General features: G+C 52.3%; 14 protein-coding genes. 3 read left to right on the forward strand and 11 right to left on the reverse strand.

Going from position 1 to position 17,919, the window contains the following annotated elements:
• The first annotated feature begins 461 nt into the window (after nucleotides 1–461).
• Both FP815_12955 and FP815_12960 read left to right on the forward strand, forming a co-directional pair.
• A complete protein-coding gene (locus FP815_12955) occupies nucleotides 462–1,649 on the forward strand; it encodes a 3-phosphoglycerate dehydrogenase (protein MBA3015833.1) in 1,188 nt (395 codons plus the stop codon).
• A gap of 933 nt (nucleotides 1,650–2,582) precedes the next feature.
• The gene (locus tag FP815_12960) at nucleotides 2,583–3,140 is read left to right on the forward strand and encodes a PEP-CTERM sorting domain-containing protein (GenBank protein MBA3015834.1); all 558 of its coding nucleotides are present in this window, start codon (nucleotides 2,583–2,585) and stop codon (nucleotides 3,138–3,140) included.
• Between the two features lie 176 nt (nucleotides 3,141–3,316).
• On the opposite strand, the gene FP815_12965 is transcribed toward FP815_12960, so the two are convergent.
• The 11 genes from FP815_12965 to rsxC all read right to left on the reverse strand — a co-directional run bounded on the left by FP815_12965 (nucleotide 3,317) and on the right by rsxC (nucleotide 16,670).
• Complete coding sequence (locus tag FP815_12965) at nucleotides 3,317–5,662, reverse strand: 4Fe-4S dicluster domain-containing protein (protein ID MBA3015835.1); 2,346 nt, start codon at nucleotides 5,660–5,662, stop codon at nucleotides 3,317–3,319.
• An 11-nt stretch (nucleotides 5,663–5,673) separates the two neighbouring features.
• Nucleotides 5,674–7,311 (reverse strand): 4Fe-4S dicluster domain-containing protein, encoded by a 1,638-nt coding sequence (locus FP815_12970; GenBank protein MBA3015836.1) that lies wholly within the window; start codon nucleotides 7,309–7,311, stop codon nucleotides 5,674–5,676.
• Nucleotides 7,269–8,411, reverse strand: coding sequence for a glutamate synthase (locus tag FP815_12975; protein MBA3015837.1), 1,143 nt, complete (start codon nucleotides 8,409–8,411; stop codon nucleotides 7,269–7,271). Before FP815_12975 ends, FP815_12970 begins: the two co-directional genes overlap by 43 nt.
• A gap of 463 nt (nucleotides 8,412–8,874) precedes the next feature.
• Entirely contained in the window at nucleotides 8,875–9,573 is a 699-nt protein-coding gene (locus FP815_12980) for a leucyl/phenylalanyl-tRNA--protein transferase (GenBank protein MBA3015838.1), read from the reverse strand.
• Between the two features lie 69 nt (nucleotides 9,574–9,642).
• A complete protein-coding gene (locus FP815_12985) occupies nucleotides 9,643–10,719 on the reverse strand; it encodes an FAD:protein FMN transferase (protein MBA3015839.1) in 1,077 nt (358 codons plus the stop codon).
• Nucleotides 10,720–10,850: 131 nt separating this feature from the next.
• A complete protein-coding gene (locus FP815_12990) occupies nucleotides 10,851–11,723 on the reverse strand; it encodes a Fe-S cluster domain-containing protein (GenBank protein MBA3015840.1) in 873 nt (290 codons plus the stop codon).
• A gap of 15 nt (nucleotides 11,724–11,738) precedes the next feature.
• Nucleotides 11,739–12,686, reverse strand: coding sequence for an NADH-quinone reductase (locus FP815_12995; protein MBA3015841.1), 948 nt, complete (start codon nucleotides 12,684–12,686; stop codon nucleotides 11,739–11,741).
• 3 nt (nucleotides 12,687–12,689) lie between these two features.
• Nucleotides 12,690–13,304 carry an electron transport complex subunit RsxE gene (gene rsxE / locus FP815_13000; GenBank protein ID MBA3015842.1) on the reverse strand — a complete coding sequence of 205 codons (615 nt, stop codon included), beginning with the start codon at nucleotides 13,302–13,304 and terminating at the stop codon, nucleotides 12,690–12,692.
• Nucleotides 13,305–13,346: 42 nt separating this feature from the next.
• A complete protein-coding gene (locus FP815_13005) occupies nucleotides 13,347–14,246 on the reverse strand; it encodes an FMN-binding protein (GenBank protein MBA3015843.1) in 900 nt (299 codons plus the stop codon).
• Nucleotides 14,243–15,271: an RnfABCDGE type electron transport complex subunit D gene (locus FP815_13010; protein MBA3015844.1), complete on the reverse strand. Its 1,029-nt coding sequence runs from the start codon at nucleotides 15,269–15,271 to the stop codon at nucleotides 14,243–14,245. The genes FP815_13005 and FP815_13010 overlap by 4 nt, the downstream gene beginning before the upstream one ends.
• 85 nt (nucleotides 15,272–15,356) lie before the next feature.
• Nucleotides 15,357–16,670 carry an electron transport complex subunit RsxC gene (rsxC, locus tag FP815_13015; GenBank protein MBA3015845.1) on the reverse strand — a complete coding sequence of 438 codons (1,314 nt, stop codon included), beginning with the start codon at nucleotides 16,668–16,670 and terminating at the stop codon, nucleotides 15,357–15,359.
• Nucleotides 16,671–17,787: 1,117 nt separating this feature from the next.
• Between rsxC and FP815_13020 the strand changes: the two genes are divergently transcribed.
• Nucleotides 17,788–17,919 (forward strand): iron transporter FeoA (locus tag FP815_13020; GenBank protein ID MBA3015846.1); only part of this gene is annotated, 132 nt, incomplete at its 3' end.

A 17,919-nucleotide genomic window follows, 5' to 3' on the forward strand; every position in this document is an offset into this window, starting at 1 on the left:
CGCGATCCAGGTAAATTGGTAATTTCCGAGTCCCTAAGCTTCATCAGCTAGCTGAAATGCTTGCGACTAACCGCGTCGAACCGCGTCGATTAAATCGTTCTGCCATTTGATCGAAAAATCGTGGTGCGGTCGATCTTTACTTTTTGCTCATCAATGGGCGGTATTGGTAGTAGATTTCCCACCTAAAGGTATGCTCAATTTTCTGAGACCACTTCTTTCTGTGTGCCTGTAAATCCCTTGTACACTTTTGGAAAGTGATTGACTTACCCTGTGAGTCTGGCTACCGTTTATGCAGTGTTGATGCGAATGATACGGAAATCAGCATTATAGCTTGACCTCTGGGGAAATTTGTTTTTTAACACCGATCCTTTGTGCTTAGCGCGGGACTCGTTTGTTTCTCTGGGGGGCCTGTGTGGAAATAGTTTTTGATCATCACTACCCTTCTGGTCAAAGAGCAACGTATGGAACACTATCGTATTAAGATCATTGACAAGATAGCACAAGAGGGGTTGGATCTCTTTGATCCCTGGTATCGAGTGCAGGACGATGAACTGGACCCGCAAGGGATTATTGTTCGGAGTTCCGGCGTCAATACTGAGAATTATCCCTCGTTGCTGGCGGTGGCCCGAGCCGGAGCCGGAGTCAACAACATTACGGTCGATAAGGCAACAGCCCATGGGATATGTGTTTTTAATACCCCAGGGGCCAATGCCAATGCCGTGGTCGAGCTGGTTTTTGTCATGCTTGGGATGCAGGCTCGGAATATTCATAAATGTCTGCAGTTTTGTCATGCCTTGGCCGGTCTTCCTGGAGAGACCTTGGTTCAGAGGATTGAGCAAGAGAAGTCGGTCTTTAAGGGGTTTGAGCTGGCAGGTAAGACCCTTGGTGTGATTGGCTTGGGGAAGATTGGGGTACGGGTTGCCAATGGCGGCGCTCTCCGCCAGATGCGGGTCATTGGCTTTGATCCGTCCCCAGCCCTGGAAAATATCCATCAACTCTCACCTGATGTTGAGCTGAGTCGTTCTTTGGCGGGCGTGTTGCGAAACGCGGATATCTTGACCGTTCATGCGCCGTTGAACAGCAAGACTCAAGGAATGGTCAATCGTGAGCTGTTGGCGCAGTTGCCTCAAGGTGCAATTTTGGTTAATTACGCGCGGGCGTCGATTGTTGACGAACTTGCGGTGCTTGATGCTCTGGCCTCAGGTCAGCTCTCCAGTTACGTCACGGATTTCCCCTCTTCGGCCCTCCTCTGTCATCCCAATGTTTTGACCTCCCCCCATCTTGGCGCCAGCACCGAGGAGTCGGAGGAGCAGTGCGCCTGCATGGCAGTTCGGGAACTCAAATCCTATCTTGAGTACGGCCATATCACCCACAGCGTCAATTTCCCTACCGCGGAGAATATTCCAGCCGGCAATGTTCACACCCGACTGATTATGATCAATCGTGATATGCCAGGGATGATCGGTTTCGCCTCGTCTACTATTGGTGCCTATGGGATCAATATTGTCAGCTACTTAAACGAAAGTAACGGCCAGGTTGGTTATAACATCATTGATCTCGAAGGTCCGATTAACGATGAGGCCCAGGCTCGGATTCTAGCGCATGAGGGTGTTATTCGGTTGCGGCTCATTCGCTTCACAGATAAGTGAGCATGGCATCATCTGTTCTGCCCTTGAGAGAATTTCTTTTGTCTTGTTCTTTTGATTTGTGTTGTTAAAGACGTGCGTTTGATCAATTTCATTCGTAACTGTTCAGCAGCGCCACATCTGCGTTGTTATCGGCCTGCTCATGTGCGAAAAGCACACATCGCCGGCCGATGCCTAGCATCTGCGGCACTGCTGAACAGTTACGGTTCTGGGCTTCGGCACCTTTCTGGGTCAGAAGGTGGATAGTTACTTTCATTCTTCCTTTTTTACCCCCTGGTCACGCCTAAATTCCGCAATGGTATTCTAGTGGCTGTTCCGATAGGATCATGCTCGTATTTTGGGCGAGAGTTTTTCTTATATGGTTTTTGTGGTGCTTGTTTTGTGATGTATGTGCTTTTTGGGAGCGGCAAGTTCAGAAACTTTACTTAAGTCCGAGTATGTGGATAAGGTTTGTTTGGGTTTTCGCTATGTTGGTCATGTGAGTTCGTTATTGCGGAAACAGGATGGCGTGAAAATCGTGAATGTCGAGCAATATTGGTAAACATGGTGTTTGTGAATTTTTATTTTATGTATCAATATTGAAATGTTAATTGAGTTATAGCTGTTGGTTCTGGAATCAGGAATCGTATTGGCATCTCATTTGCTTATTTAAATAATCGTCACTGAATACTGAACTTGGGTGTGACTCAAAAGGAAGTATGAGTTTGACAGTATGTCTGAAAAACGAGATAAATTGAAAATGCCAAGATTGATGATCACATTAATACATGGAGTATCAAAAAGATGAAAAAGACTTTGATGACAGGAGTATTCTTGGCGCTTTCTGGTGTCGTATTGAGTGCAGGGGGGGCAATGGCCATTCCGACAAGCGCGGATTACTGGACGGTTACTGATGCTACAACAGGGATAAATGGCACTATAGATTCAAACACTAATATGTTTGGCACTGCTGGCGCCAGCTTGGCGGCATTGTTGGGAGTTTCATATTTAAACCGAGATGTGGTTGGCAGTTTTGGCCTTTATTCTGATCTCGATCAGAATAAGGTCATTAACCCTACAACGGAGCATTTCAAAGTGATTGATGGCACAATCCCGGGTATAGGATACCGGAATGCAAGCACTTTCTTTCATTTTAATTCCAGTCTGTCAGCTTGGGAAGTTGCGGCAGTTGATATTTGGGCCCCTGGCTACGTCGGAACTGTTACTCCTAAGGCCTTCGGCAATGTCTTTGGTTTTTATTTCTCTGGCGCCCAAAATCCCAACAGTTTTTTTTACACCGATGCCTTCTACAACGGTGGAATCGAATATGTATCTATTGATTACACTCCTTATGTAGCGTCAATTCGTTTTGATTTTGGTAATAATGGTACAATTGATGCCATTATTAATACCACCGACGTGGCTCCTGTCCCTGAGCCTGCCACTATGCTCTTACTCGGCACTGGTTTAGTTGGTCTTGCCGGGACAACTCGTAAGCGGATGAAAAAAGCATAAGAGTTTTGAGTGCATACATTCATTAAAAAGCCGGTAGAGGCGATGTCTCTATCGGCTTTTTGCTTTTAATATTAACACCTTTGCCAAGTAGAGGTTATTTTATAGCGTATTGTCTGCAAAAAAAAAGGCGCTCTGGAAACAGAGCGCCTTTTTTTGGCTTGGTATGTCGGAGAAGCTTAGAACGTGCGCATCTGCCAGATGCCGCAGGGGCAAGTGTCAGCGCAGAATCCACAGGCGATGCACTTGTTGTTGTCTGAGAGGTACTCGTAAGAGTCAATCTCTGGCAATTCCCGGCGGGTGATGGCCCCAGTTGGACACATGGTTTCACAGAGGTGACAGTCTCGGCAAGACCCGCAGCTCATGCATTTGTCGGCCTGTGCTTCTGCGGTCTTACCTGGCATGGTGTCCGGGATATAATGGGCTGAGATCAGTTTAGCGAGCGGAATGACGTTCTTGGTGAACGGTTGGTACTCACGGCCTTCAATGTCGGCGATAATGGCGTCAGCCGCGTTTTTCCCTGCGCCCAAGGCGTTGGTGGCCAGACCTGGTCGTTCAACGTCACCGACGGCGAAGACTTTGTCATCCGAGGTGCGTCCGGTCTTGTCGGCCTTGACCCAGGCAGCTCCACCGACTTTCAGGCACTCGATGGTATCCGGCAGGAAACTGACTTTGGGAATGTCACCGATTGAGATGATGACGGTCTGGGCCGGAATCAAGTTGCCTTGATTATCGACCAAACCCTCATTCGTAACTTCCTTGGTCATTACGGACCACTTGAAAATCGCGCCCAGGTCCTCAGCGGCTTTACGCTCCTTGCCGAAGGCCAGAGGTTTTTGGATATCGACCAAGGTAACCTGCTGAGCGCCTAAGCGGTAAGCTTCGCAAGCCACATCACAACCAACGTTGCCAGCGCCGATGATTACTACCTGTTTGCCAACTGGCATGGGGGTGTCGCTCTTTCCGGCCTTAAGGAAGTCTAGGGCAGGGATAACTCGTTCATGACCAGGAAATGGGATCTTGCGCGGTTCATGGGTACCGACTGCAATTACCACGTAATCGTAATCTTTTTGCAGCTCAGTGAACTTGTCCGCGGTCATATCAACGTTAAAATGGACATTGACATGATCCATCTTCATGAAGCGGTCGATCTCGGCCTGCCAGGTGGCCATGGGCAGCCGTTCCCAGGGGATAACCTGGGCCAGTTTGCCGCCGAGTTGGTGATCCTTTTCAAAGATATGGGCTTCGACACCGGAGCGGGCTAACTGATACGCCGCATTAATGCCGGCCGGGCCACCGCCAATGATGGCGACTTTTTTACCGTTGGCTGGTTTGCATGGCAGGGGTTGAGATGACAGGACTGATCGACCGAGCAGGGCAACGTCAATGGGATTATCAACAACCTGACGCGAGCAGTTTTCCATGCAGAGGTTGGGGCAGATTGCACCGCAGACCGAGGCAGGGAAGGGGGTGTAGGACAGGATCAGGTCGTATGCCTCTTGGCCCTTGCCATCGCGGAGGAGGCGAAGACGGTCGACGGTAGGAATGTGAACCGGGCAGTAAAAAGAGCATGGCGCTGCATATTCGCGATTGGCCCAGTACGGCATCTTGCGCCGCAGGTCACCGGTTTCAATGACGCCGATGGGGGAACGGTCAAGTCCAGGGGCAAGATCACGCAGAGGATCTCCGCCAAAGGCCTTGTCCCAGACCTTGGTGCGGAACTCGTGCATCGGCATGGGACCGCTGAACATCAAGGCTCGTTCCTGCGGGGTGATGGCGATCAGTATCTTCCACTCGTCGCGCACTGAGAGTGTTGCCAGCAGATCCTCGCGTCCAATGGAGGTAAGGTATTCCGGCATCCGGTCCATCAGCCACTGCCATTGCTGATCATCGGGTGTGATCTCCTTGACGTTGGTCTTGGAAAAGGAGCCGTCGTGCTCTCCGCGGACATAGATCCAGCCGCCAACCATGCCGACGCAGGGTCGATAACCCAGGACATTAGTCGATTTTGGTTCAATGCCGCAGACAATGCCGATGCCACCGCAGTTGAACTCGGCAAAGGTGTCGCCGACCGATCCCAGCACCCAGAGTTGAGGGCGCTGGTAGTCTGGGTTCCACTTGGTCATGGTTAATGCCCGGGAGCCGATGGAGCCGCGGATCATCACCCGTCCTTCGGCCATGGCATTACACACGCCGTTGGTTGCATGCCCTAAGACTATGACATCAGCGCCGATGTTGAGATAGCCGACATCGTCTGAGGCAGGACCATGGCAGGTGATTGTCGTTCCAGGACGGCCCATGCAACCCAGACGCTGGCCAACTGGACCGGTGATGGTGATGGTAATTGGATTAGTGGCGCCGATCAGACGCCCACCGACGTTATGCTGGCCGTAGGACTCAAGGACCAGGTTGGTGGACTCTTTAAATGCCGCCTGGACCAGTTCCTCAAAGTTCTTGGAGCTGATCCGCTGGCCGTTGGCATCGATTCCTTTGACTGTGATGGCTCTTGTGTTCTCGCCTTTCACCTATGTACTCCTTAGCAGGTATATTTGATTTTCAGAAGATCAGCCGCGTCCTTGTTGCCAATGCCTAAGGCGTCTGACATGCCAATGGGCAGGCTTTGGGAGCGTCCAAGGGGGGCCATGCACTTCTTCATTTCGATCCGGAGGCCCATGAAGACGTCAACAACCCGTTGGGCAACCTGATCTGGGTCGAGTCTGCGGTAGAGCTTGGGACTCTGGCTGGTGATTCCTTTGGGGCAAATGCCCAAGTTGCAGACATTGCAGCGATTTTTTTCGCTGCCCAGACAACCGGCTGCGGCCTGCATGATGTATTTCCCCATGTGGACGCCAGAGGCGCCGAGCATGATCAGGGCCATGCCGTTTTGGACCGGGTTGCCATTTTTACCGACACCACCGGCAGCGAAGATCGGGATCTCGTTCTGCTTGCCCTGGGCCACCAGGTCGAGATAACACTCCCGAACATTGGAGGCGATGGGGTGACCGGTAGCGTTCATGCTGATGTCGTAGGCCGCGCCGGTGCCGCCATCAATGCCATCGATTAAGAGGGCTGAGGCGTAAGGGTTGCGGACCAGATTGTTCAATACCGATTTTGCCGAAGTAGAGCCGGAGATCTTGGGATAGACTGGCACTTTGAAGTCCCAGGCCATGGACATGGTCTGGATCATCTTCATTACGCTCTCTTCGATGGAGTAGAGGGTCTGATGTACCGGCGGTGACGGCAGGTCGACACCTTCAGGCACGCCGCGCAGGCGAGCGATAAGCTTCGATACCTTGAACCACATCAGCAGACCGCCATCGCCTGGTTTGGCGCCTTGACCGTATTTGATCTCAATGGCTGCCGGTTCGCACTGCATCTCGGGGATGGCGCGGATAATCTCGTCCCAGCCGAAATAACCGGAGGCGATCTGGAGGATGATGTATTTGAGGAATGGACTTTTCAGTACCCAAGGGGGGCAACCGCCCTCACCGGTACACATCACTACAGGGATGCCGAGTACCTCGTTACAGTAGGCTACACCCTGTAGGAGGCCCAGCCACATGTTGGGTGACAGGGCGCCAAAGGACATTGAGCCGATGATGAAGGGGAAGATTTCACGAACCGGTGGAATCCACTCGCCCGCTGCTTGGCGGCGGATATACTCTGCTGGCGGCAGAATCCGGCCCAGCAAGGTATTCATGTGGAATTCGTGGCGTCCTGCGTCCAAGGCCGGATCGGTGAGCATGGAGATCCGGTTGAAGGAGATCTGATCAAGGAGGCTGGTGCGGTCGTTGCGACGGCCGCCGCGTTTCCCGGCATCGCCCTTCTGGTAGCTGTGAAAATGGGCGCGTTCGTCATTGGCGTTGACCTGAGGACCGATGGCCTCGTTAGGACAAACCATGGAACACATGCCGCAGCCGATACAACGGTGATCGAGGTCGGTCCGCTGACGGATGCCGACGAAGGTCCGGTAATCGCTGCCCCGTTTCTTTTGCAGCAGATCGAGTTTAGGCATCCGTTGCCGGCGATATGCCAGATAAATGGCCTCGGTTGGGCAGACGGAGGTGCACCGGCCGCACAGGGTGCAGCGGTCCTCGCTGTGCTCGACGATCCAGGGCAGATCGTGATAGGTTAGGCTGCTTGGTGTTGAGGAAATTGATCGAATTGAGACCATATCGTGTACTCCTGTCGGTCGGGTGGCACAATGACGGTATTTTCCCGCATTGGTTGAAAGTCGAGTGATTTGTCGCGATCAGGGATCATGGCGTCAACGCCGCAGATCTCCGAAGCCAGAGCCCATTCGCCGGGTTTTCCGCCGATGGTTGCTGGTCGCATCTTCTTGGTGTCCATCACCATGATCGTGGTCTCATCCGGCAAGGTCCCCATGACGCAGTTGGGGCCATCGATAATTAATCGGCGGCATGCGTCGCGCAGCCCTTTAAGGAAGGCCCCCTGGGGGTGATGCAGAAGTTCGTCGGTTTTTAATGGGGTGATAACATGTTTGTATGCCTGTAGCGGCAACTTAAGTTGATTGACGACGAAGTGCAGGATATGGGCAAAGACCTCTGAGTCGCTCTGGTAGCCCATGTATCCCGGATAGTGCATGCCGGAGAGGTATTCCCGAATCGGGACAAAAGCGGTGTTCTCGCCGTTGGTCATGGTGGCTATGCCTTGGATAAAGAAGGGGTGACAGGCGTAGAGGTTAATGCCGTAGTTGGTGTTCTGTCGGCCCTGGGCCATGCAGATCCGGGAGGTAATCCGGTTGTCATTCAGGCCCAAGGCCTGCCCAACTTCCAGTGGCCAGCCGACCTCCTTGATCATGGCCACATCAGGCCAGAAGGAGAAGGCTGTCAGGTCACCGCCGTGCTGCTCTCCGTCGGCGCGGAGCGCCAGGCGGGTCAGCATCAGTTGTTCGTCGATCTGGGTCTGGCTGAAATCTTTAAAGGTATCAGGCAGACGGTAGACGCGAAGAAAATATTTATAGCGATCCTTGGCTTCGACCAGGGCTGGATTGACATCGAACTCGTGATCGTATTTGAGGGCGTAGCCGTTAGCCTCCATAAAGGCATTCAGCCGTTGCAGTGACGAATCAGTATGGGCGATGCCGGAGAGGATGGGATCACCGGCTTGGTACTTATAGTCGGCAAAATTCACCCCCCGGAGTAAGAGACCAAGACCGCTGCCGTCATACCCTTCCTGCATAGCCTCCATGGCCGAAATCACAGAATAGGGGGAGAACGGTGTGATGGCGGTCTTCATGGCAAGACGACACATGGTATTCTCCTTACAGTTTGATGAAACGATGAAAGGCACGCTGCCCGGTCAAAGTGACCGTCCACGTGCCTGATGGCGTTACGTTATTCAGTTTGGCATCATGGCCTGGGCTGGGAGTGATAAAGCCCTGGCACGATGAACAGGATGGTATTGAGAGAGGCGGTGCCTGCCTTCGGGGAAGTACAGGGGGCAGAAAGATGCCAAAGCATCATACTGGGAACCGACGGCAATAAACGGATCACTGCACACGTGCTTAAGTATGAAAACGTATTTGCGTCTAATTAGCGTAATCAGTAGGAGCTGTCAAGGAAAACAGTAACGGCTCTGGTTATAGGTTGACGGTTGTCAGTTAGCGTTTGGGGTTTCTGCAAATGGCTGATCGCTCACAGCTATCCGCAACGTAGACCGTCATGATAGCTGTGAGTGTATTATCCAAGTCCAGTAAACCGGCAATTGATCACCGTTAACCTGAGCCGTTACGTTTAATCTGCCATTTTCCGTGGTGGTCAGGTCGGAGAATTGATTTTTGGAGCAGAGTGAAAAACTCTCGTCCGCCAATCTCCTTAGCGCCAATAGAGATGAGGTGTTCAGTTCTCATCTGGCAGTCAATGCAATCAAATCCCCAGGCTGCCAGGTGGTGGCACAGAATCGCCAAGGCGGCCTTGGAGCTGTTGGGAGTTTTGCTGAACATCGATTCGCCAAAAAACATGCCCCCAAGCGAAATCCCATAGAGGCCTCCGGCAAGAGCCCCGTCACGCCAGCATTCCACCGAGTGTGCATAGCCCAGTTGGTGGAGCTGGCAATATGCTTCGATCATGTCTTTGTTTATCCACGTGCCTTGGCGCTGATCTGAACGTGCCTTGGCGCAAGAATAGATTACTTCATCGAAGGCGAAATCCATCGAAAATTCGAAAATTCCCTTGTTCATCTGCCGGTTGAGACTACGGGAACGATGGAACTGCTGGGGGATAAGAATCAGACGTGGAGTCGGCGCCCACCAGAGGATGGGGTCACCTTCAGCGTACCAGGGGAAGATGCCCATCTGATAGGCAAGAAGGAGTCGCTGTGGCGAGAGGTCGCCGCCAATGGCGAGCAGCCCGTCTTCTCGCGCCAGTTCCGGAGGGGGAAAGTAGAGGGTGTCGGAGAGTTGAAAGACGGGCATAAGCTAAAAAGGCCATGGGAAATGCTCTGCCATGGCCTGGTGAGGGATCAAAATCGTGATTGCTCGCACTTAGGCGAGCGAGGTTGCCCAGCCAGGGGAGTGAGTCGTCTTGTTATCTCGGCCGATGATGAAGCATTGAAACTGGGGTTGGTTGCCGAGTAGGTGGACACTCTCTTCAGGAGCCAGGACCATGAGTCCGGTAGCCAGGGCATCGGCATCCATAAGGGTGGCGGCGGTGGTTGTGACGCTGGTGGTCAGTATCGGTGAACGACCGGTAGTAGGGGTAATGATGTGATGGAACATCTTTTCTTGGTCGTAGTAAATTTCGTAGTTGCCGGAAGTGGAGATGGCCCCGTTACTCATGGTTATCACTCCTGGGTAGGCCTTTTGATGGTTTGGGTCCTGGATTGCGACTGTCCACGGCTTCCCCTTAAGCGATGTCCCGGATGTGCGAATGTCGCCGCTGGCATTAATGAGGTGATTGGTAACCCCGAGTTGGCTGAGCAAAGTGGATACGCGGTCGCAGATATATCCGGGAGCGATGCCGTCCAAAGTAATGCCCATGCCCTCTCTGTCCAGGGTAATTGAACCATTATCCATCCGGAGATGCTTGGAGCCGACTCGGGATACGAGGTCGGTGATTTCCGTATCACTTGGGGTGAGTCCTGCGGCAAATCTCTGTTTGAACAGATCGACAACCGGCTGAGTGGTGATATCGAAAGAGCCGTTAGTCAGCTGGTGATATTGCAGTGAACGGGTGACCACATCCAATAATTCAGCGGGGGCGTTGACTAGTTTTCCGGTGGTATTGAGCTGGGCCACCGGGGTTCCGACGTCATGGCGGCTGAAGATCGCGCTTAAGCGTTTAATCTCGTCGAATGCCAGACCGATGGCGTGTTCAGCTTGATCCCGTGAGCTGTGAATGGCGGTAATCGACAGAAAAGAGCCCATCATCAGCCTGGTGTCGGAGACTTTATACTCACGCTTGCCAAAGAGCAGGGCCTCGGCTCGTTCTGAGGGCAGCACAGCCACGGCAGCAGCGCCAGCGCCGAGCAGGCCGCACAGTTTGATAAAGGACCGACGGGTGCGGTCACAGGAGAGAGAGTCTTTTGTCAGCTTCTTCATGATATTCCTCATGGGTAGCATTTGAGTTACATATTTTTCTGAAAGAGTCTCCTTTCCATCTGTGTGGTAGGGAGGAGATTTCTGTACGTTTTTGACCAGGCAATGCTGACGCCATCAGTCTTAACAGCGAAAGTCTATCGCGGGCGATTTATTTATGATGCCATCCGCAAACCTTCGGCCTGACGGGCGATGACTTTTCGGCCATCATATCTGCGCATGATCTTGCGTGGACATTTTTCTACACAGATTTCCTGACACTCAGGGCCATAGGCGATGCATTTGGGGTGATCGATTTTGATCAGGCTGTTCTGGTAGGAAATTGCCTCTGCCGGGCATTTTTTAACGCACATCTGGCAGGAGATGCAGCCGACCTCGCACACCTTACGGACATCCTTGCCCAAATCCTTAGTGCTGCAGGGCATATAGACCCTGGCTTTGAGTGTCATCAATTCAATAATCTTTTTGGGGCAGGATCTGACGCAGGTACCGCAACCGACACACTTGTCGGGATTGACTAAGGGGAAACTCTCAACCATGGTGATGGCGTCAAAGGGGCAACTTGCAGCACACTCGCCCAGGCCGATGCACGAGTAATTGCATGCTGACGGTCCGCCGAAGCTTAAGCTTGCGGCCGTGCAAGAGGCGAAACCGATGTACTCATGCTTGTGGCTGACTCGTCCTTCCTTGCGGGAACAATGGACCACAGCAATTACGTCATCAATGGCCGTGATTTTCTTGCCGGTGAGGGTGGCGACCCGTTCGGCGACTTTTTCTTTACCCGGATAGCAGAGATTGGGTGGCACTTCAGGGTCATTGACCACGGCAATGGCGTATCCTTCGCAGCCTGGATAGCCGCAGCCGCCGCATTGAGCGCCGGCCAGGGATTCTAACACCTCATGAACCAGGGGGTTGATTTCAACGGCAAATTTATGGGCGGCAAGCGCCAGGCCGATCCCGAAAAATAGGCCGATGCAACCGAGAAGAGCGATACCGCCTAGGGCGAGCTTGATTAATACAGGATCCATTTCCACACCTAGAGACTAAAAGAGAGAGAGCCCGGAGAAGCCGAGGAAGGCCAAGGCAAATTGCCCGGCCACGATGAAGGCGATGGGCACGCCTTTGAAGGTCGGCGGGATATTAGCGAGTTCCATCCGCTCCCGCACCGAACTCATCAGATACAGGGCCAGGAGAAATCCGCCACCTGCTCCCAGCGAGAGCATCAGGGACTCAAAAAAATTGTATTCGTTGTCTGCCAGAATCAGTGGCACGGCAATGATGACGCAGTTGGCGATAACGAGGACCAGATAGACGCCAAAGGCGTTGAACAGGGCCGGATTTACCTTGCGAAGGACCGTGTCCACCGCCTGAACGGTGAGGGAGACCAAACCGATGAAGATGACGATCTGCAGGAAGTTCAGATCGTAGGGTTTCATAATGTACTGGTAGAAGAACCAGCTCATTACGGCGCTAACCACGATGACGATGGTGAAGGTGATGCCCATCCCTTTGGCGGTGTCTTTGCGTTTTGAAGTGCCGAAAAAGACGCAGAGGCCAAGATATTTGGTGAATACGAAGTTGTTGATTAAGAGGGAGCTGATCAGGATGGAGAGCAGATATCCTAAATATGGTTTAGCCAGGCGGAATGTTTCACCAATGCCTGGCTGTGTGGGGCTACTAAGCGTAATAATATGCGGCAGAGTGGTGTTTAAAGGCTGTTTGAAAGTCAGGGTGGCGGTCTTGTTGTCTGTGTCCAGGAGGACAGATGTCAGTTCCAGACGGATATCGGGATCCTTTTCTTCGTAGACGCGGTAGTTACTCGTGTCCTCAATAAATGACTTGTCTACAGGGGAGGCAAAGGTGACGATAATCTCGCTCTCTCCCCCGAAACTTTTGTCAATGATAAGTCCTTCTGCCTGGCAGATAATCGGCGCCAGCAGAAAGAGTATGCCAGCAAGAATGAGGTGCTGAAAAGAAGCTCGTATGTTCATAACTTAGGCCTGTTTTGCTCGTTTGTAAACCAGTTCAATGTAATTGAAAAAGGCCATCATCAGGCCGACGCAGAAGAACCCGGCAAAGGGAAGGACAAAGAATAACAGGGGCTTAAATCCTAAGACATCATGGCCGAGGATTGTGCCAAGCCCTAGGAGTTCACGGACAAAGCCAAGGGCCATCATCCCTACCATGAAACCTAAACCCATGCCCATGCCGTCCCAGAATGAGGCGTTAACACTCTCTTTGCAGGCAAACATCTCAAGGCGCATGGTAATGATGGCGAAGGCCACGATCAGTTTGATGAAGATCCCCATTTGGGCATAGGCCTCGGGGAGGTAAGCCGCAAGCACCATGTCAATGACTGTAACCCAGGTGGGAGTGGTCAGGGGGTAGGTCGGGATGCGAGTCCGTGGATGAATTTTGTTCTTGAACAGCGCGATGGTACAGCTGGAGAATACCTGAACAAAGAGCACGGCGATGCCCAGCATGAACCCGTTCATTACCGTAGTGCTGATACCGACCGCAGGACACATGGACAGGACCAGGCGGAAGATCGGGTTTTCGTTCAGTATCCCATTGATCACCAATTGCAGATTAGTTTTTTCGGTTGCCACAGGTTAATTCTCCGTCAGAAAAGGATCGGATGCTGAGGGGCATCAAAAGGGGACAACGATATGCTGCTCATTCAGTACCCGGTCAAGTATATCCAGGCGGTACGCGAATTTCTGGATCATTCCTTTGACCCCGCTGGTGACCGAGTTACTGGAGATGGTGGCGCCGGTCAGGGTGTAAATGTCCTTATCCTGGTACTTGGCTTTAATAGCGGCCAACTCGTCAACGCCCATTTGGCCATCAGCGTCCAATGCTATTCGATAGTCTTCGGGTAACGGGGTCTTGGTCACTTTAAGGGTTTTAACTGTGTCGATAGTCTTGCCCTTGAACTGGTCTTTGAAATATTTTTGAACAATTTCAGCGCCTAATCCTGGGTCTTCCTCGTGCTCCAAAACTTCCAGGCCAATAATGGTAAAGTTCTGGTCAAGGGCCAGCATGACCCCGATAAAGGTTTTGAAGCCGGGGAATTTTCCTGGCAGCAGGTAGGCTGTTCGTTTGCCGTCATTGGTGACGACGATGGTCTGGTCGGCGAAGCGCAGGCCGGTGCCTGGGCCAAGGGCTGTGGCAATAGCCTGGGTGCGTGCATCCTCTTCGGCTGCTTTGTCGGTGGCCAGGGTAACTTGAGTCTGGCTCACAAACTTACCGTCAAGATCAATAACAATGAAGATAAACCCCTCTTGGTCGCTTGAGCCTTGCAGGAGATATCCCATGTTCTGGGTGGCATTGGTGGCGACAATATAACGGTAGATTTCGTGCATGGCCATGGTCGCTGGCGGTGGATTGTTGGCCGAGTAACCGAGCAGGCTTTGTGAGACTTTCTGTTCCCGCTGGTGGGCGTTGTGCTTTTTTGCATTGTGGGTGAAAATGAAGGTGATGCCCATGACGACGCCGGCCAGCAGGCAGGATATTGTCAACCGCAGAATGATGGTGAAAATGTCTTTCATTGACCCCCTCCCAGTGGCGGAGCGAACCGTTTGGGTTTGAACCAGCTGTCAAGGACGGAACTTACCGGGTTCATCAGCAGGATGGCGTAGCAAATTCCCTCGGGATAGCCGCCTTTCAAACGGATGAGGACAGTAAAGAGTCCGATGCCCACGCCATAGACAAGCTGGGCGGTTCTGTTGACGGGGCAGGTGACATAGTCATTGGCCATGAAAAAAGCCCCCAGCAGCGCTCCGCCGGAGAGGATGGCCAGCAAAGGGTCTCCGGAGAATAGAGTTTCTCCCCCGAAACACCAGGTGCCTAAGGCGATGGTGGTCAGGACCGATACCGGGATATGCCAGGTGATATAGCCTCGGTAGAGGAGATAGAGGCCGCCAAGGACGATGAGAAGGCCTGATGTCTCACCGATGCAGCCCGGACGCCACCCAAGGAAAAAGGTGGTGTAGAGATTGGGTATGGCGCCGAAGTGTTCAGTGAAGGCGGCAAGGCCTTGCGTCTTAAGAACTGCGAGTGGGGTAGCTGTGACTACCGCATCTATGGGGGTGGCGAGGTAGGAGAAGATTGCCATATCTTTCAGGGGCGGCAGCCACGCTGAGGTCATGGCCACCGGAAAGGTCGCCAGCAGGAAGGCTCGGGCCAGGAGCGCCGGATTGAAGATGTTGAAGCCGATGCCGCCAAGTAGATGCTTGCCAATATAGATGGCCATCACTGCGCCAAGGACCGGCATCAGGTATGAAACTCCTGGCGGAATGACAAAAGCGATCAGTATGCCGGTGATGACAGCGCTGCCGTCATGGATGGTTATCCGTCGACCCAGGGCCTTCTGGCTGAGGGCTTCCACCGTGACGCAGCTGATTACGCTGACGGCGGTGATGATCAGGGTTTGGATCCCGAAGATAAAGACCGACAAGATGAGCGGCGGCACCAGGCAGGCCACCACGGTCCACATGATTCGTTCCACCGACTCCCGGCTCCGCACATGGGGGGAGACCGATACTTTCAACAATCGCTGTGTTGAAGCGGGAATCTCTGTCTCTGTTGCGTGCTCGTTAATGGCCGTTCTCCTTCGTTGAAATAATAGCGTACTACTTAGATAATTGAAGACCTTGTTCTCAACGTTTTGCCTTCATCTTGGCCAGACGGATGAATTGCACCAAGGGGCGTTTTGCCGGGCAGACATACGAGCAGCACCCGCATTCAAAACAGTCAAAAACTCCGAATTGTGCCGTATCCTGAGGTCGTCCCGCTTCAACATGGATGGCGATCTCTTTGGCCTCAATTCCCATCGGGCAGGCCTCAAGGCACCAACCGCAACGGATGCACTGGGAGTGGGGCCGGGTATCAATCTCTTCTTCGGTGAGAAACAGCACCGAGGAAGTGGTCTTGGTCACCGGCAGGTCAAGGGTGGAGACGGCGAATCCCATCATTGGGCCACCCATGACGATTTTGGCAAGCGACGGCTTGACGCCACCGAGGTATTCCACAATGTCCTTGACCTTGGTGCCTACCTTGACTCGCAGGTTTGCCGGTCGGTTGATGGCCTGTCCGGAAATGGTCAGCACCTTTTCGTACAGAGGTTTGCCCAGCGCCACGGCATCGTAGATGGCCTTGGTGGTGCTGACATTATGGACAACCACGCCGACGGCGGAAGGCAGTGCGCCTGCCGGAACTTTTCGGCCGGTGATCGACTGGATAAGTTGTTTTTCCGACCCCTGGGGATATTTGACCTGAAGAGGGGTGACCGTGATCCGGGCATCAGGGGTGGAGCCGGCAGCAGCAGTCATGGCGGCGATGGCATCAGGTTTGTTGTCTTCAATGCCAATATGACAGTTGGTGATGCCGAGGGTCTTTAAGATGATCTTGGCCCCTTCGACGATCTCGTGGCTTTGTTCCAGCATCTGTCTGTGGTCGGCGGTGATGTATGGTTCGCACTCAGCGCCGTTTAAGATCAAGGTGTCAACAGGATTATCCTTGGGGGGGTTGAGCTTGACGTGGGCAGGGAAGCCGGCGCCGCCAATGCCGATGATGCCAGCGCCGTGGATGCGCTTCAGTAGCTCGTCCTTGGTCTGGGAGTGCCAGTCTTTTGGTGTGTATCGTGGAGCGGAAATTTCCTTGTTGGTCTGCAGGATAATCGACGGGGCTGTCACCCGCATGGGGTGGGCAGACTGTCCCATGCCTTTGATTGTGCCGGCAATGGGGGCATGGAGCGGCACACCAAGGCCCTTGGTGACCTCACCGATGACATCTCCTTCCTTGACTTCGTCTTTGGCATTAACAGTGGGGGTGCAGGGGGCGCCGATGTGTTGGCCCAGGATGATCTCCAGCTCGTCCGGAACCGGCATGGTCTCGATGGCGAGATGGGAGGTCAGTCCCTTAGCCGCTGGCGGATGAACACCACCTTTGGGAAACGTCAGTAATGATGTCATGGTGCAGTAACCTATTCGACGACAGTGTGGTATCTTGTCTGTGCCACGCTGTTCATTTCAAACATCTAAATCATGGTTGCCAATGCGATGAATACAGAGATGATTCATCCTTGATCTGTATCAGCAAAGGCAATTTATTTATTCGATTTGAGTCGCTTTGTAAAGGGAAAACGGGTGAGGTGATCGTTCCGCCGAGCCTGATTGTGTTGCTGGCTTCTTGGCCTGATCGGAAGAGATGTTGACGGTATGGCGAGATGAAAGTGTATCTTGTTCAGTTCGGAAAATATAGCTGTGAATCTGGATTTCCAGAGTTCCTTCCGTTGTTCCGGAATAAGAGAGCAGGAAATTTTATTGAGAAAAGCAGTTATGGCAATTTTGTTGAATAACTACGTCATGTTATTTGATGATTACTTGTGGGGAATGGATGTTGCAATAAAGCAGGATCAATTGAAGTGAAGTGATAGCATATATGTTTTCCTCATTGAGAGATTTTTATACTAACTACCTTAAGAGGGGCGATTATGGCCAGACAATCCCGTCAAAGTATTCGTCAGGCAATCAGTATCTTAATGATGAGTCCATTCTATTTTCAATGGGATTTGGCTACTCGTCAGCAGTTAGTGAAGGAGTTTTGTAAAGCCTATTTTGCCGATTCTTTGCGTTAATTCCGTTATACCCACAGGGGTTGTCCTCTGCATAGTCTTGAGGTTGCTCCTGTCTCCTCTGTTTTACCGTTAATAGTGCCCGATAGTATTTTCTCGCGCTAAAAAAAGAAACGATCCCTAATAAAAGAATTGCTCAACGAGCAGGCGCTGGGTATCCTAGCCCTCGATATTTTGTCCCCCGGGCAGGTGTTGGATTTATGGCGTTTCGTCAAGATCTGATCGACCACTCCGGGGGATATCATGCATTTTTGTTACTTGGAAGGTTTACGGTTGACAGTTGAGGGTGATTGGGTCCTGCCAATGGCTGAGGACACACCGACATTGAGCCATCCCGTGATTTTTTGCGAGTTCATCATGATTCTTTTAACCGTAAACCGATAACTGATTACCGTTAACCTTAATGTAGTCACGTATTTTTTTAATAAAGTTTTCATAAATAATCAGGTGTCGTCATGGCTCGCATCATGTTGCGTAAGATGAATAAAGATCAGGCCGGAATAATTGTTTCGGTTAAGGTTGCCGGAGAACTGGGGCGGCGGATTAGGGAGATGGGTTTAGTCCCTGGAACCAGGGTCGTGATCCAG

This window comes from Desulfobulbaceae bacterium, assembly GCA_013792005.1.
Taxonomy (GTDB): Bacteria; Desulfobacterota; Desulfobulbia; order Desulfobulbales; family VMSU01; genus VMSU01.

Bases quoted from the DNA above. Each gene is read 5' to 3' on its own strand.
- FP815_12955 (MBA3015833.1), top strand. From the start codon at position 462: ATGGAACACTATCGTATTAAGATCATTGACAAGATAGCACAAGAGGGG.
- FP815_12960 (MBA3015834.1), top strand. From the start codon at position 2,583: ATGTTTGGCACTGCTGGCGCCAGCTTGGCGGCATTGTTGGGAGTTTCA.
- FP815_12970 (MBA3015836.1), bottom strand. From the start codon at position 7,311: ATGGTCTCAATTCGATCAATTTCCTCAACACCAAGCAGCCTAACCTAT.
- FP815_12975 (MBA3015837.1), bottom strand. From the start codon at position 8,411: ATGTGTCGTCTTGCCATGAAGACCGCCATCACACCGTTCTCCCCCTAT.
- FP815_12980 (MBA3015838.1), bottom strand. From the start codon at position 9,573: ATGCCCGTCTTTCAACTCTCCGACACCCTCTACTTTCCCCCTCCGGAA.
- FP815_12985 (MBA3015839.1), bottom strand. From the start codon at position 10,719: ATGCTACCCATGAGGAATATCATGAAGAAGCTGACAAAAGACTCTCTC.
- FP815_12990 (MBA3015840.1), bottom strand. From the start codon at position 11,723: ATGGATCCTGTATTAATCAAGCTCGCCCTAGGCGGTATCGCTCTTCTC.
- FP815_12995 (MBA3015841.1), bottom strand. From the start codon at position 12,686: ATGAACATACGAGCTTCTTTTCAGCACCTCATTCTTGCTGGCATACTC.
- FP815_13005 (MBA3015843.1), bottom strand. From the start codon at position 14,246: ATGAAAGACATTTTCACCATCATTCTGCGGTTGACAATATCCTGCCTG.
- rsxC (MBA3015845.1), bottom strand. From the start codon at position 16,670: ATGACATCATTACTGACGTTTCCCAAAGGTGGTGTTCATCCGCCAGCG.